This window comes from Rhodococcus sp. 06-221-2, assembly GCF_002258365.1.
Classification (GTDB): domain Bacteria; phylum Actinomycetota; class Actinomycetes; order Mycobacteriales; family Mycobacteriaceae; genus Rhodococcoides; species Rhodococcoides fascians.
Window position 1 is genome coordinate 108,583 of the sequence record NZ_NOYJ01000035.1, and the last position, 14,266, is coordinate 122,848.

Consider the following 14,266-nt stretch of genomic DNA (forward strand, 5'->3'; position numbering starts at 1 on the left):
CCGGCGGGCCGAGTTCAGGACCTGGCGACCGCGGCGACGATCAGATCGGTCAACTCCCCGATCGCTTCGGCCGGTGTGAGTGACCCGGATACGGCACCGTGGGACAACGCGTCTGCGGCACCGAAGACGGCGGTCAGAGATGGCGTGGACATGCCGTCGGCATCGGTGAACGGACGCAGAATCTCCCGACACCGCTCGAAGTAGGCGCGCTCGGCGGTGCGCTTGACCTGTTCGAGTTCGGGCGAACCTTCGAGTGCCGCAAGCACACCCGTCAATTCCCTCCCCTGGGCCAATGTGCACCCCACGTAGGAGTCGGCAATGGCCTTCGCCCGACCGCGGACCGTCATGGGTGCCGAGTCGAGAGATTCCTCCAGCATCGCCGCCTGCCTGGCATCGAATTCGGTGAACAGAGCGGCAAGAAGTTCGGCGCGGGAGGCAAAGTGGCTGTACACCACCGGTTTCGCGACACCGGCATGCTCTGCGAGCCGTCCGAGAGTCAACGCGTCGGCCCCCTCGGCGCGTACGAGAGCCCAGGACACCTCGATCAACTGGGCGTTTCGATCGGAGCGCGACAGCCTCGTCCGTGCCATTCCGCCACCTCCTTGCTTATGTACTAATAGTAACCTACTGTTGGTACATAGCCGATCTTCCCCAGCCGAAGGAACAGCCATGAACACGCTCGTCGTAGTCTCCCATCCCGACCCGCACTCTCTGACCCATCAGGTCGCTCACTCCGTAGTCGAGGCCATCCGATCCACCGGCACCACCGTGGAGACCGCAGATCTCGCCGCAGAGAGCTTCGATCCACGATTTTCGGCTGCAGATCTGAGCCTGTTTCGCGGAAACGGAAGCACACCGTCCGATGTAGCCGAGGAGCAGACACGGATCGACCGCGCCGAACACCTGATTCTCGTCTTCCCGATGTACTGGTGGTCGATGCCCGCACTACTGAAAGGCTGGATCGACCGCGTGTTCGTCGAGGGCTGGGCCTATGAATACGGGGACAGAGTATTCGTGAAGAAGCTGGACCGACTCACAATCCATCTGGTCGTCGTCGCGGGAGACGATGCAGACAGCTTCGAGCGCCATGGCGTCCATCAGGCCATTCGAACGCAGATCGAGCGCGGCATCATCGAATACTGCGGTGCCACAGTGGGATCCACGAACTTCGTATACGGGTCGGACACCAGGAGTCGCGCAGAACTCGCTACCGAGATCTCCGCTATCGGTAGCACGGTCGCAGACCGGGTCGCCGCGCAGCGCGCGCTCACCTGACCTGCCACCGCCACGCGGGACGAGGGTGGTCAGCGATTCCGCTTCTGCTCGGCACGGATCAAACCGCCGCCGACGATCAGCCGCTGAATTTCGCTCGTGCCCTCGTACAGGCGGAGAAGACGGACATCTCGATAGATTCGCTCGACGGGAACGCCGCGCATATATCCTGCGCCGCCGTGGATCTGGACCGCGAGGTCGGCAACTGTGCCGACCATCTCGGTGCAGAACAGCTTCACCGCCGACGGCGCGATCCGTCGATCGGTGTTTTCCACCCAGGCTCGGGCAGCCTCACGCACCATGGCCCGGCCTGCCATGACTCCCGTCTGCTGGTCGGCGATCATCGCCTGGACGAGTTGATGATTGCCGATGGGCTCGCCACCCTGCGTGGAAGACGCAGCGTAGGAGACGGATTCGTCCAGGGCACGCTGCGCTTGACCGACGGCGAGCGCTGCGATGTGGACGCGGCCACGCGCCAACGACGTCATCGCCGCCCGGTATCCGATGTCACCGTTGCCGCCCACCAGAGCGTCGGCGTCGACCTCGACGTCGGTGAACGTCACATCCGCGGTTCCTGCTCCCTGCTGACCCATCTTCGCGTCCTTGTCACCGACCTCGACACCCGCAGCGTCGGCGGGGACCAGAAACACCGCGATCCCGTTGCCGCTGTTCGGCTTCGGGTCCACTCGCGCGAACACGACGAACAGGTCCGCGATGGGCGCATTGGTGATGTAGCGCTTGCTTCCGCTGATGATCCAGCCAGTACCGTCCACTACTGCCGTCGTTCTCAGCCCTGCCGGGTTCGAGCCGGCACCGTCCTCGGTCAACGCGAACGACGCGACGACGTCGCCGGCCGCCATGCCGGGCAACCACGTTGCCTTCTGCTCGTCGGTGCCGAACCCGACGAGCACCTGGCCCGCGATTCCGTTGTTGGTGCCGAACATCGACCGCAACGACAGTGTGGTGTAGCCGAGCTCCATGGCAATCTCGACATCCTGAATCAAGTTCAGGCCGAGACCACCGAACTCTTGCGGAATCGCGTATCCGAACAACCCCATCTCGGCGGACTGTCTCCGGAGATCGTCGGGAATCGAATCGGCGTTCATGATCTCGAGTTCACGCGGAACCACCCGCGATCGGACGAACTGGGCGACCTGCTTCTTCACGTCCGCGAAGACGTCGTCGGGTACCTCGGCATTGCGCACGGTCATGGCACCACTATCGACGCTGCCCACGGATCGGACAACCGACAACCGACAACCGACAACCGACAACCGCGAGTAGTTGACACAACAATCATAGTGGGTACCATCGAATACAGTTGACATCGCAACTACTTCGGATGTCCACCCGACGAAAGGTCTCATCGATGACGAAGATCGCAATCATCTACTACTCCGCAACCGGCCACGGATCCACGATGGCGAACAAGCTCGCCGACGCAGCGACGGCAGCTGGAGCCGAAGTACGCGTGCGGCACATCGCGGAGACGCGCGACCCCAGCACCTTCGCCGAGAACCCCGCCTGGTCCGCCAACTACGAGGCAACCAAGGATCTTCCCGCTGCCAGCGGCGACGACATCGTCTGGGCCGATGGCGTCATCCTCGGATCTCCGACGCGTTTCGGTAGCACCGCAGCACCGTTCCAGAACTTCATGGACTCGCTCGGCGGCTACTGGGCCAAGGGTGAACTTGCGAACAAGGCATACGCCGCCTTCACCTCGAGCCAGACCGCGCACGGCGGCCAGGAGACCACCCTCATCGGTCTTTACACCTCGCTGATGCACTTCGGCGGCGTCCTGGTTCCGCCCGGATACACCGACGGACTGAAGTTCGCCGACGGCAACCCCTACGGCGTCAGCCACGTCACCGGCCCCGAGAACAAGAACGAACTGGACGACGCGACCACCGCAGCGCTGACCCACATGGCCACGCGCGTCGTCACCATCGCCGAGGCTCTGGCGAAGTAAAGGCCGGCTCTCGTCACCTCGAGAAGACCGACCGATTCGCGTCCGGGTCCGCACATCGCCAGTGCGGACCCGGACGTAGTACATGCGTGATGACAAACGGCGTGTTTGTCATCTCGGGCGCGCACCGCCATGCTGTGTGCAGGGAACAGCAACTCCGCTGACTTCTGCGAGCGGTCGGTGGCGTCGCCCACCGACTCGTCGCTGCGACGAGTGCGAAACGGACATCGATGAACGATCCCGGCTTCGATCCGCTCGTTCTCCGCGCCCTGTTCGACGAATCCCCCGACATGGTGGCCCTGTCCGCGTTCTCCGGCAGCGTGATCGACGTCAATCCGGTCGGCCTCCGCCTGGTCGGCCTGGAAGAACTACCGTCGTCAGGCCTGTCCACAGCAGATTTCTTCACCGCCCGCGGGCTCGAAGTCTCCGGTGACGTCGAACATGCGTTGCAGACGACCGGTCACTGGCAGGGTCGTACCGAATTACGCCACTTCGTCTCCGGCGGGGGCATTCCCGTTGCCCTGTCCACGTTCGTCGTCCGACGTTCCGGGCGAGAACCCGACCTGATCGCCACGATCGTCCGTGACCGCACCCGTGGACACCAGCGCGATCTGGACCTGCTGGCCGCGGCTGTATCGGCGGAGAGAATCGCAGTCGAGCAACGGGCACTGGCCGAATTGAGCGCACTTGCCGTCACGGCGGACTTCGATACTGTGCTGACTGCGGCCACGAGCACGGCGGCCAAGTTGGTGGGCGTCGAGTCTGCGGCCCTGGCCCGACGTTCGGAGGACTCGACCGACCCGCTTCTGTCCGTCGACGCGATCACCCGCACGCTCCCACACGATTTCGTGCTTGCCACCGGCGACGGGTCGTTGACCGGTTATGCCTTGGCGCGAAGGGCGATCACCGTGTGTTCCGACGTCGAATCCGAAACACGATTCGACACCTCGGCCATGGCTGCCCTGGGCTTTCGCAGCGGTGCCGCCGTTCCGATCACCATCGGTGCCGGGCTGTGGGGCGTACTGATCCTGTTCGGCCGAGAACCACACGTTTTCGGCGACGGAGACATCGCATTCGTCTCCGCAGTCGCCGGAGTGCTCTCCGCTGCACTCGAACGAGTGGAACTCGACCGCGAGCTGCGCTGGCGCAGCGCGCACGATCCCTTGACCGAACTGCCGAATCGGGCGGTGGCGTACGACGCGATCGACACTGCGCTCGCACAGGTCGCGGACACCGGCGGCCGAGTGGCCCTGCTGTTGCTCGACGTCGACGATTTCAAGATCATCAACGACAGCCTCGGCCACGACGTCGGAGACCGCGCACTCGTGCACTTCTCACGCCGCCTGGCCGCGACCGCGAGACCTGGCGATACCGTGGCCAGGCTCGGCGGCGACGAATTCCTGATGATCTGCAATCACATCGACGACGTCGCACATGCCGAACGCGTCGCCGAGTGCATCCGTTCCGCTCTCGCGGCCCCTACCGCGGAAGACGAGGGCGACGACCCGATTCCGGTGAGCGCCAGCATCGGAGTTGCGGTGTCCACTGCGGGCTCGACCCGACGCGAGCTCCTTCGATCGGCCGACCTGGCGATGTACCGCGCCAAGGACACCAGGGCCGGGCACGCCGTCTTCGACTCGAGCGACCTCTACGACGCCGACCGTGTGCGCTCCATGTCGGTGGACCTGCGCCGCGCCGTGGCCTCCGGCGACCTGACACTGGACTACCAACCCGTGATCGACGTCGAGACCGGACACATCGTTTCCGTCGAAGCTCTGGCGCGTTGGCAGCACCCCAATCTCGGTCCCATCGAACCGTCCGAATTCGTTGCCGTGGCCGAACGCACGGGTGTGGCAACGCTTCTCGACGATTGGGCCCTCACCACCGCCTGTCGACAACTCGTCGACTGGCGCGGGCTGGGCTGCGTCGGCATGCGCGTCAACATCAGCGCGCTGCAACTGCGCGACCCGGCCTTTCCCGATCGAGTGGCTGCCGCCCTGCGCACCACCGGTGCGCACGCTGACGGCGTCGTTCTCGAACTCACCGAGACGGAATGGCTCGCCGACACCGGCACGGTTGCGTCCAATTTGGCGAGACTCCACGAGATGGGAGTTGCGTTGTCACTCGACGATGTCGGGAAGGGCTACAGCAGCCTGGCCTACCTCGAACGATTCCCGGTGATCGGCAGCTTCAAGATCGACCGAACGTACATCGACGCTCTCGACACCGAGCGAGGACGAGAAGTGTTGACCGCCATCGTGTCACTGGCGAAAGCCTACGGCGTGACCGTCGTGGGCGAAGGCGTCGAGACGCAGGCTCAACTCGACGCCCTCACCGCAGCCGGATGCAATCTGGTGCAAGGGTTTCTGCTGGGTCGGCCCGCCGACGCCGAGCACACGGCGCTACTACTGTCCCGTGACAGCGCAGCGCGACAACGCTGAGCACGTCGAACACGGGCCTCGATCTCACCGCCGGGGGCGCGCCGATGCGACGAGCATCGCCAGACCCATCTCGAAGGCGCGGGTGGCAATGGGATCGTCGGCATCCTCGTGTTGGACGGTCTCGTAGGCCGCGGCCAACCGCGGGAAAGCCTCCTCCTGGCCGGCAGGATCGAATACGACACTCGGGCCGGACATGTCGAGGACACTGCCGAGGATGAACGATTCGAACGCGGTCAGCAGAGGCAACACGTCCCTGCTCGCCCAGCCCACCGCCTCTGCGGCAACAGAGAAATCCTCGTACTCCGCCAACAGCACCGGGGTCGATGCGCGTGTGGTCATGAGGAGGGGAACGGCGCGGTGATGCTCCGCGAACGCCAATCGATAGGACCTCGCCCATTCGACGAGGCCCTCCTCCCAGGGCAATTCGCGTAGCGGTGCCGAGTCGATTCGGGCCGAGACCAGAGCTCGGACGTCTTCGATCATCGCCGCGCGGTCGGCGACGTGGTTGTAGAGGGAAGTAGGGTTCACGCCCAATTTCAGCGCCACGCCCCGCATGCTCGCACCGTCGGCTCCGTGCCGATCGACCAGGGCCAATGCGGTGCGGGCGATCAGGTCACGGCTGAGAATGGCGCGAGGTGGTCGTGCCATGGTCGCCTCCTCTCGGGCGGTCGTCGAGTACGGACAGCCTTGCATGTCGGGATTTTTTTCGATTCACCCGTTCCCAAAACCGACAGTGTGTGTTTTAGTTCTGTCATGACTTCTTCTTCCTTCACCGTGGTCGAGGCCGATGTCGCCGGCGTTTCCGCCGCGCTCGCCGAGGGCACTGTGACGAGCGTCGAACTGGTAGCGCGTTACCTCAATCGAATCGGGCACTACGACCGCACCGGCATCAGCCTCAACGCCGTTCCGGTACTGAACCCCGACGCGTTCGAGGAAGCCCGCGCAGCCGACCGGCGCCGGAGCGCTGGGCAGACCCTCGGCCCGATGGACGGAATCCCCTACACCGCCAAGTCCAGCTACAAGGTGCGCGGCCTCCCTGTGACGGCCGGCTCGCCCGCATTCGAGACCCTCGTCGCGACCGACGACGCCTTCGCCGTGGCCCAGCTGCGAGCGGCAGGCGCCATCTGCCTGGGCCTGACCAACATGCCGCCGATGGCAGCGGGTGGAATGCAGCGCGGACTCTACGGACGCGCCGAAAGCCCCTACTCCGCAGAGTTTCTCACCTCGGCGTTCGGCTCGGGATCGTCGAACGGATCGGGTACTGCGACAGCTGCGAGTTTCGCTGCCTTCGGACTCGCCGAGGAAACCTGGTCCTCGGGCCGCGCACCCGCGTCGAACAATGCGCTCGTCGCCTACACGCCCTCTCGCGGGGTGATCTCGGTGCGGGGCAACTGGCCGTTGGTGCCCACGATGGATGTCGTTGTGCCGCATGCCCGTACGGTCGACGACCTACTGCACCTACTGGACGTGGTCGTGGCCGACGACGCGGTCACCGAGGGCGACCTGTGGCGCATGCAGGAGTGGGTGTCGATCCCCCCGGCCTCGGATGTTCGGCCCGCGTCCTTCACCGATCTGCCGCCACTGCCGTTGCAGGGGCTCCGGCTCGCCGTACCTCGCCTGTACGTCAACGGCGATCCCGACAGCGCATATCCGATCCATACCCGCGATTCGGTGATGACCCTGTGGCAGACCATGCGTGACGATCTGGCGGCTGCAGGCGCAGAAGTGATCGACACCGACTTCCCCGTCGTGGAGAACTACGAAGGCCTGCACCCGAACTCGCAGACCATGGTCGACCGCGGTCTCGTTCCCGCCGAGTTCCTCGACCGCGAGCTGGAAGAACTCTCGGTGTGGGCGTTCGACAGCTTCCTCGCCGCGAACGGTCAGCCAGGCCTGCGCGGCCTGGCCGAGACCGACGGGGCGCGCATCTTCCCGCATCCCACGGGCGCGCTACCCGATCGCTACGGCATTCTGCCGTTCGACACAGCCTACGATCTGGCGGACTACGTTCCCATGGCGAAAGCAGGGGTGACGCCGTTCGATCGCATTCCGTCCGTGGAGGCCGGCATGCGCGGATTGGAAGAGGTCCGCCGCGTCGACTTCGAGAAGTGGTTGCAGGACAACCGCTTCGACGCAGTCGTCTTTCCTGCCGTCGCCGATGTCGGCCCCGCCGACGCCGATGTCGACGTCGCGTCCGCCGATATCGCCTGGCGCAACGGAGTCTGGGTGGCCAACGGCAATCTCGTTCCCCGCCACCTCGGCATACCCACCGTCACCGTTCCCATGGGGTCGATGAGCGACACGTCGATGCCGGTGGGCTTGACCCTGGCCGGTGCTGCCTACTCCGATTCGACCCTGCTGCGTCTCGCCCGTTCCGTCGACGCCCTCGGGGCACGACGAGTGGCTCCCGCACGCACCCCGGCACTGACCGACGAGCACGTGTTCGACGGCATCGTCGGTGCCGGTGACTCGGATGCCTCCATCGCAGTGACCGACGTGCAGATTCGGCCGGGCTCCGCGGGCGACGAACTCACCTTCGCCGTCCGGATCGACGGCGGTTCCATCGACGACGTACAGGCTTTCGTCGACGGAGTGAGAGTGCCGCTCCACACGACGGGCAGCGCCGTCACCGGGACAGTGTCGATTCCGCCGGGTTCGTACGACACCCTGCACAGTGAGTGGCGGGCACCGTACGGTCCCCTCGTCGTCGCCGTCGCCCGCTGCGCAGACGGTGGTGTCGCCGGTGCCATGGCGACCACCGACGGATCGCCTCTCTGATCATGACCATTCCACTGACGCCCGACGCCACCCGGCTTCCACTGAACACTCGACGAGCGACGTCGACATTCGGTATGTCCGTACTCGGCCTGCTGACCGCAAACTTGTTGCCGTTCATGGTGATCGCACTCCAGGACTCCCTCGTCGTCAGCGTCGCCGAGGCGGGGACCATCATGACGGGCTCGCTGCTCGCCACCGCGCTGGCCTGTATCGCCGTCACCCGACTGGCCGAGGGGTCGCGGCGGATCGCGGTAGCCCGAGTCGGCCTCGTGGTGACCGCACTCGGATTCGGTGTCGCTGCGTTCCCGCTCGGTGCCACCGTCACCGTCGTCGGCGTCATCGTCGGAGGTGCGGGAGCCGGCGGCGCACTGGCCGCGAGCGGTGCAGCTCTGGCGGCACTGCGCAATCCCAACAGGATGTCGGCCGCCAACGGACTCGTCAACCGAGCCGTCGTGACCCTCGTCCTCGCGGTGATCCCGCTGGTCGGGGTCGGCCTGGGCAGTGTCTACGGATTCGTCGCGGCTCTGGCGGTCGTTCTCCTGGTGACGTCGGGTTGGTTGCCCGCCGCACCCGTACTCGACTCACCCGACCCGGTGCGACGGGCTGTGGAGCCGCCGGCCTCGGTCGGCACGCGGCGCATCACAGTTGCCGGAGTGTCCCTGCTGGTGATGTACGCGGTGTGGGCGATCAGCGAGGATTCACTCTGGGCGATCGCAGGCACCATGGGCGCAGACAATGCGCAGCTGAGCGACGCAGCACTCGGTGTAGTTCTCAGCGCATCCAGCGCAGGGGGATTCTTCGCCGCCCTCGTGCTCATCCTGCTCGGCGACCGGGTGGGCCGCGCACTTCCGATGGCGGTCCTACTGATCGTCGGTGGTGCCCTGAAACTCGGTACGTCCCTCGCCACCGATCCCACGGTGTACGGCGTGCTCCTCGTCGCGTGGAACTCGGTGTACCTGGCGGCCTTCCTGTTCTTCATCGCCACCGCGGCCGCACTGGATGCCAACGGCAGATTCTCGGGTCCCTCGCTCGGCGTGTATCTCGTGGGTACCAGTTTCGCTCCAGCGTTCGGTGGTTGGCTCGTGGAGTCGTTCGGCTACAGCACATTCGGCTGGGTCGTAGGCGTGACCAGTTGGTTGTTGGTCGTACCGGTCGTTCTCGTCGCACGCTTGTCCACCCGCGTCGAACAGGCAGAAAACCAAGCACGGCAATCGGATTCGCTACCGCAGGAGACATCTCGATGACAACCCCGACCACCCGGACCGCACTGGTGAACGGCAGGATCCTCAGTTCCTCCGGCACCCTGGAGGCCGTCGCCGACGGTAGCTTGGCCGAGGCCGATCGTGTGGTGATCGACGGCGACCACATCGCCGAGGTGCACCTGCCCGGCACCACGCACACGGCGTCCGCCGACGTCACGGTGGACCTCGAAGGCCGATTCGTCCTCCCCGGATTCGTCGACTCGCACGTACACCTGTTGTGGCTCGGTGCCGGGCTCAGCAGCGTAGCCCTCACCGACGCAGGCGATCTCGCGGAGATTCGACGCCGGCTGGTCGACGCACGAGAATCCCTCGGCTCCGAGGCGACCATGCTGCGCGGCCGCGGATGGCTCTTCGATGCCATCGACGGTGAACCCACCGCAGCCATGCTCGACGAGGTCGTCTCGGACATTCCCGTGTTCCTCGACTCCAACGACATGCACTCGATCTGGGTCAACACCGCCGGACTCGAAGCGATGGGAATCGACGCGACGACAACGGATCCGGCCGGTGGCCGGATCTCGCGTCTTCCCGACGGCTCACCCGCCGGGATGCTGTACGAACGCGCCGCCCACGAATTGGGTTGGGCCTACCTGTCTTCGGTCACCTCGAACCAGGATCGAGAGCGACACATAGGGCTTGCGCTCGACGCGTTCGCGGCCGCCGGTGTCACCTCGGTCGTCGACATGGGAATGGACGAAGACGGCTGGCGCGCGCTGTGCGGTGTCGCGCAGCGCTCGGGAGGCCGGCTCCCGGTCCGTGTCTCGGCACATTGGCTCGTCGTCGATACCGGTGACGCGCAGCGCAATCTGGACCAGGTGAACCGTGTTCTCGAGCTGCGGAACGACCCGACACCGTGGCTCGAGCTCGTCGGTATCAAGCTCGTACTCGACGGTGTGATCGACGCGTGTACCGCAGCGTTGAACTACCCGTACGCCAACGGCACCAACGGAGACCTGTTGTGGAGCCCCGAGGCCCTTCTACCCGTCGTCGTCGCCGCGGATGCTGCACAACTGCGTCTGGCCATCCATGCCATCGGCGATCTGGCCAGCGACATGGCCCTCGATGTTCTCGAGGAGATGATCGACGTCAATCCGCCGTGGGATCGGCGACCGCGGCTCGAGCACCTCGAAATCGTCAGCGATCGGACACCCGACCGAATGGCTCGGCTGGGCATCACGGCATCGGTACAGCCGGTGCACTCCGACCCTGCGATCCAACCGAACTGGCGCGCCCAGTTGGGCGACGACCGCGTCGAACGCGGCTACCCGTGGACGTTGTTCACCGCTGCGGGGGCCCGCCTGGCGTTCGGCACCGATGCCCCGACCGCGCCCCACGAAGCGCTGGCGAATTTGTACATCGCCACGACGAGACGCTCGGCCACCGACCACTCGCTGCCACCGAACGAGCCACAGTTCGCGGTGCCGCTCGACGCCGCCCTACGCCACGCGACATTCGACTCCGCCGCGTCCTTCGATGCCGATTCGCGGGTCGGTCGAGTGCAACCCGGCATGTACGCCGACCTCGTCGTACTGGACGGTGACGTACTCGACGGAGGCAATCTGTTGGCTGTGTCGGTCGTGCGCACCATCGTCGGCGGCAAGACCGTGTTCGAGAAAGAGACCGAGGAAACCCATGTCTGACACCGTGTTCGACTTTTTCGCCCAGCCCGAGCTACCGACGCCGACCCTCGAGTCCGACGAGGTCCGTAGGCTGATGGACGAAAACTTCGGATTGGCATGCACCCTCACCGAACTCGGCAGCCAACAGGACCAGAACTTCGTGGTTCGCTACATCGACAGTGGCAACCCGGTCGGCGTCCTCAAGCTCAGCAACCCGGTGTTCAGCGAGTCCGAGATCGAGTTGCAGGACCTCGCCGCAAGCATCGTTGCCGAGCGAGAGCCGACGCTGCGTACCCCCAAGGTGGTCGTCGGCCCGCGCGGACCGATGTCCGCATGGTGGAACTCGTCGCAGGGGCGCATCCACGGCCGTGTCATCGAATTCATCTCGGGCACAACGCTGATGGGCTCGAACTATCTCTCCCCCGCCACGACCGCGCGGATGGGTGAACTCGCAGGAAAGGTAAGCGTCGCACTCTCCGATGTCGACCACCCGGCGTCGGGCCGGGTGCTGCAATGGGATCTGCGCCATGCCGATCGCGTCATCGCGACGCTGTTGCCCGACGAGCCGGACCAGGATGTCAGCGATTTCATCACCGACGTCACCGCATCGGCCTTGCGTCAGTTGCATTCGGTGTCGGCCGACCTGCCACTTCAACTCGGTCACTTCGACATCACCGACGACAACGTTCTCGCGCCGACGGCACCCGGGTCGCTCCCCGACGCCGTCATCGACTTCGGCGATGTCAGTCGATCGTGGGCGGTCAACGAAATTGCGGTGACCTTGTCCTCGCTGCTGCACCACGACGGCTTCGCGCCGGTCGACGCACTGCCCGCCATCCTCGCCTTCCATGCCGCACGTCCGCTGAGCGAGAACGAGATCGAGGCACTGTGGCCATTGGTCACCCTGCGCGGAGTGGTCCTCGTACTCAGCGGCCGTCAGCAGGTACGCCTCGACGCCGGGAACTCGTACGCCGACTCCGCGCTGGATCGCGAATTCTGCATCCTCACCCAAGCAGCATCGGTGCCCTGCGCCGTGATGACCGAAACCATCCGTCGGGTTCTGGGTTTGGACGCCCGGCCGCGACCGACCTGGCAGGGCGAACCGTTGGTCGCCGGTATGTCCGACGCCGTGACCATCGACGCGGGCACCACGTCGACCGTCAACGACGAAGGGCGCTGGCTCGACCGACACACCCTGACGGCCGCCGCGCTTGCCGCACTCGATGCAGGCGCTCCCGCCGCAGTGGTACCTGCGTGGTCTGCTCGGCTCACCGGTGGACCCAGCCGCACTCCCACAGAGCCGGCCACGATCTCGACTGCGCTGACCATCTGGCTCGCCCAGGACACCACGCTCGACGTACCTGCAGACTGCTACAACACGCACACCGACGACGGCATCACCGTCACGTCCGGTGACGACGCCGTCCACTTCGTGGGCGTACCGAACTCACCGAATACCCTGGTGCTGCCGGCGCGTACACCGATCGACGTTCAGCTCACCCGATCGAACTCGGGGCCGATACCACTGCGCGTCGAGCCCTCGTACTCCCACGGTTGGTCGGTACTCGCCGGTGACCCAGCGCCGGCACTCGGGCTGCCCGCTACCGTCGTCGCCCCCGAGGACGACACCCTCGAGCGCCGCGAACGGCTGCTCGCCGAGGTCCAGGAGCACTACTACGCGGAGCCGCCCCGCATCGAGCGTGGATGGCGTGAGTATCTGGCCGACGTCGACGGCCGGGTCTATCTCGACATGGTCAACAACGTCGCCTCCGTCGGCCATGCCCACCCGAAGGTGGTGGCGGCCGCCCATCGGCAGATGCAACTGCTGAACACCAACTCGCGCTTCAACTATCGTGCGATCACGGAATTCGCAGAACGCATCACCGCGACCCTCCCCGACGAACTCGACACCGTGTTCTTCGTCAACTCCGGTTCGGAGGCAACCGATCTCGCCATCCGGATCGCGATGGCCGCGACCGGACGTACCGATATCGTGGCCATGAAGGAGGCCTACCACGGGTGGACCTTCGCCAGCGACGCCGTCTCGACCTCGATAGCCGACAATCCCAACGCCCTTGCCACCCGGCCGGACTGGGTACACACCGTCGATGCCGCGAACTCCTACCGAGGAAAGCACCGCGGTGACGACGCCTCGAGGTACGCACCCGAGGCCGTACAGTTCATCGACGACCTGGCTGCGGCAGGCACTCTCCCCGCCGGGTTCATCTGCGAGTCCTACTACGGCAACGCCGGAGGAGTCGCACTTCCCGACGGCTACCTCCAGCAGGTCTACGCCGCCGTCCGCAAGCACGGTGGCGTCGCGATCTCCGACGAAGTGCAGGTCGGTTACGGCCGACTCGGCGAATGGTTCTGGGGCTTCGAGCAGCAGCAGGCGATTCCCGACGTCATCGCAGTCGCGAAATCCATCGGTACCGGCCAACCTGTTGGCGTCGTTGTCACCACCCGAAAGATCGCCGACCGCTATCGCACCGGTGGCTACTTCTTCTCCTCCACGGGCGGATCCCCGGTGTCGTCGGTGATCGGTCTCGCCGTGCTCGACGTCATCCAACAAGAGGGGTTGCAGGAGAACGCGCGTGTGGTCGGTGGCCACCTGAAGTCTCGACTGCAGGCCCTCGCGACCGAGCACCCCATCGTGGGCACGGTGCACGGCTCAGGGTTGTATCTCGGACTCGAATTCATCCGCGACCACTCCACACTCGAGCCCGCCACCGAGGAAACCGAGGCCATCTGCAATCGACTCCTCGAACTGGGAGTGATCATGCAACCGACCGGCGACCACCAGAACGTGCTCAAGATCAAACCGCCCCTGTGTGTCTCGAAGGAATCGGTCGACTACTTCGTCGACTCGTTGAACAGAGTCCTGACCACCGGCTGGTGATGTGCCGGTCCGAAGTCCTCAGGTCACCA

Annotated in this window: 10 protein-coding genes; 7 read left to right on the forward strand and 3 right to left on the reverse strand. The window is 65.3% G+C overall.

Annotated elements, in window-relative coordinates; translation table 11 throughout:
- Positions 1–14: 14 nt before the first annotated feature.
- Entirely contained in the window at positions 15–590 is a 576-nt protein-coding gene (locus CH281_RS22250; protein WP_032381506.1) for a TetR/AcrR family transcriptional regulator, read from the reverse strand.
- Between the two features lie 79 nt (positions 591–669).
- On the opposite strand from CH281_RS22250, the gene CH281_RS22255 reads away from it, so the two are divergent.
- Entirely contained in the window at positions 670–1,275 is a 606-nt protein-coding gene (locus CH281_RS22255) for an NAD(P)H-dependent oxidoreductase (RefSeq protein WP_027495696.1), read from the forward strand.
- Between the two features lie 29 nt (positions 1,276–1,304).
- Here CH281_RS22255 and CH281_RS22260 read toward each other — a convergent pair whose 3' ends face one another.
- Positions 1,305–2,483, reverse strand: coding sequence for an acyl-CoA dehydrogenase family protein (locus CH281_RS22260; RefSeq protein ID WP_094695522.1), 1,179 nt, complete (start codon positions 2,481–2,483; stop codon positions 1,305–1,307).
- Positions 2,484–2,641: 158 nt separating this feature from the next.
- Here CH281_RS22260 and wrbA point away from each other — a divergent pair, with 158 nt between their 5' ends.
- Both wrbA and CH281_RS22270 read left to right on the forward strand, forming a co-directional pair.
- Positions 2,642–3,241: an NAD(P)H:quinone oxidoreductase gene (wrbA, locus tag CH281_RS22265; RefSeq protein ID WP_027495694.1), complete on the forward strand. Its 600-nt coding sequence runs from the start codon at positions 2,642–2,644 to the stop codon at positions 3,239–3,241.
- A gap of 227 nt (positions 3,242–3,468) precedes the next feature.
- Positions 3,469–5,679: a sensor domain-containing protein gene (locus tag CH281_RS22270; RefSeq protein ID WP_094695523.1), complete on the forward strand. Its 2,211-nt coding sequence runs from the start codon at positions 3,469–3,471 to the stop codon at positions 5,677–5,679.
- 24 nt (positions 5,680–5,703) lie between these two features.
- Here the strand turns inward: CH281_RS22270 and CH281_RS22275 are convergent, their stop codons facing one another.
- On the reverse strand, positions 5,704–6,327 hold the full coding sequence (locus CH281_RS22275; RefSeq protein ID WP_032367318.1) for a TetR/AcrR family transcriptional regulator: 624 nt from the start codon (positions 6,325–6,327) through the stop codon (positions 5,704–5,706).
- A gap of 105 nt (positions 6,328–6,432) precedes the next feature.
- Between CH281_RS22275 and CH281_RS22280 the strand changes: the two genes are divergently transcribed.
- From CH281_RS22280 to CH281_RS22295, 4 genes are read left to right on the forward strand one after another with little or no spacing between them, the layout of a single operon-like run.
- Complete coding sequence (locus tag CH281_RS22280) at positions 6,433–8,457, forward strand: amidase (protein ID WP_094695524.1); 2,025 nt, start codon at positions 6,433–6,435, stop codon at positions 8,455–8,457.
- Between the two features lie 2 nt (positions 8,458–8,459).
- Positions 8,460–9,701, forward strand: coding sequence for an MFS transporter (locus tag CH281_RS22285; RefSeq protein WP_094695525.1), 1,242 nt, complete (start codon positions 8,460–8,462; stop codon positions 9,699–9,701).
- Complete coding sequence (locus tag CH281_RS22290) at positions 9,698–11,359, forward strand: amidohydrolase (protein WP_094695526.1); 1,662 nt, start codon at positions 9,698–9,700, stop codon at positions 11,357–11,359. Before CH281_RS22285 ends, CH281_RS22290 begins: the two co-directional genes overlap by 4 nt.
- Positions 11,352–14,237 (forward strand): aminotransferase, encoded by a 2,886-nt coding sequence (locus CH281_RS22295; protein ID WP_094695527.1) that lies wholly within the window; start codon positions 11,352–11,354, stop codon positions 14,235–14,237. Before CH281_RS22290 ends, CH281_RS22295 begins: the two co-directional genes overlap by 8 nt.
- The last annotated feature ends 29 nt before the right edge of the window (positions 14,238–14,266 follow it).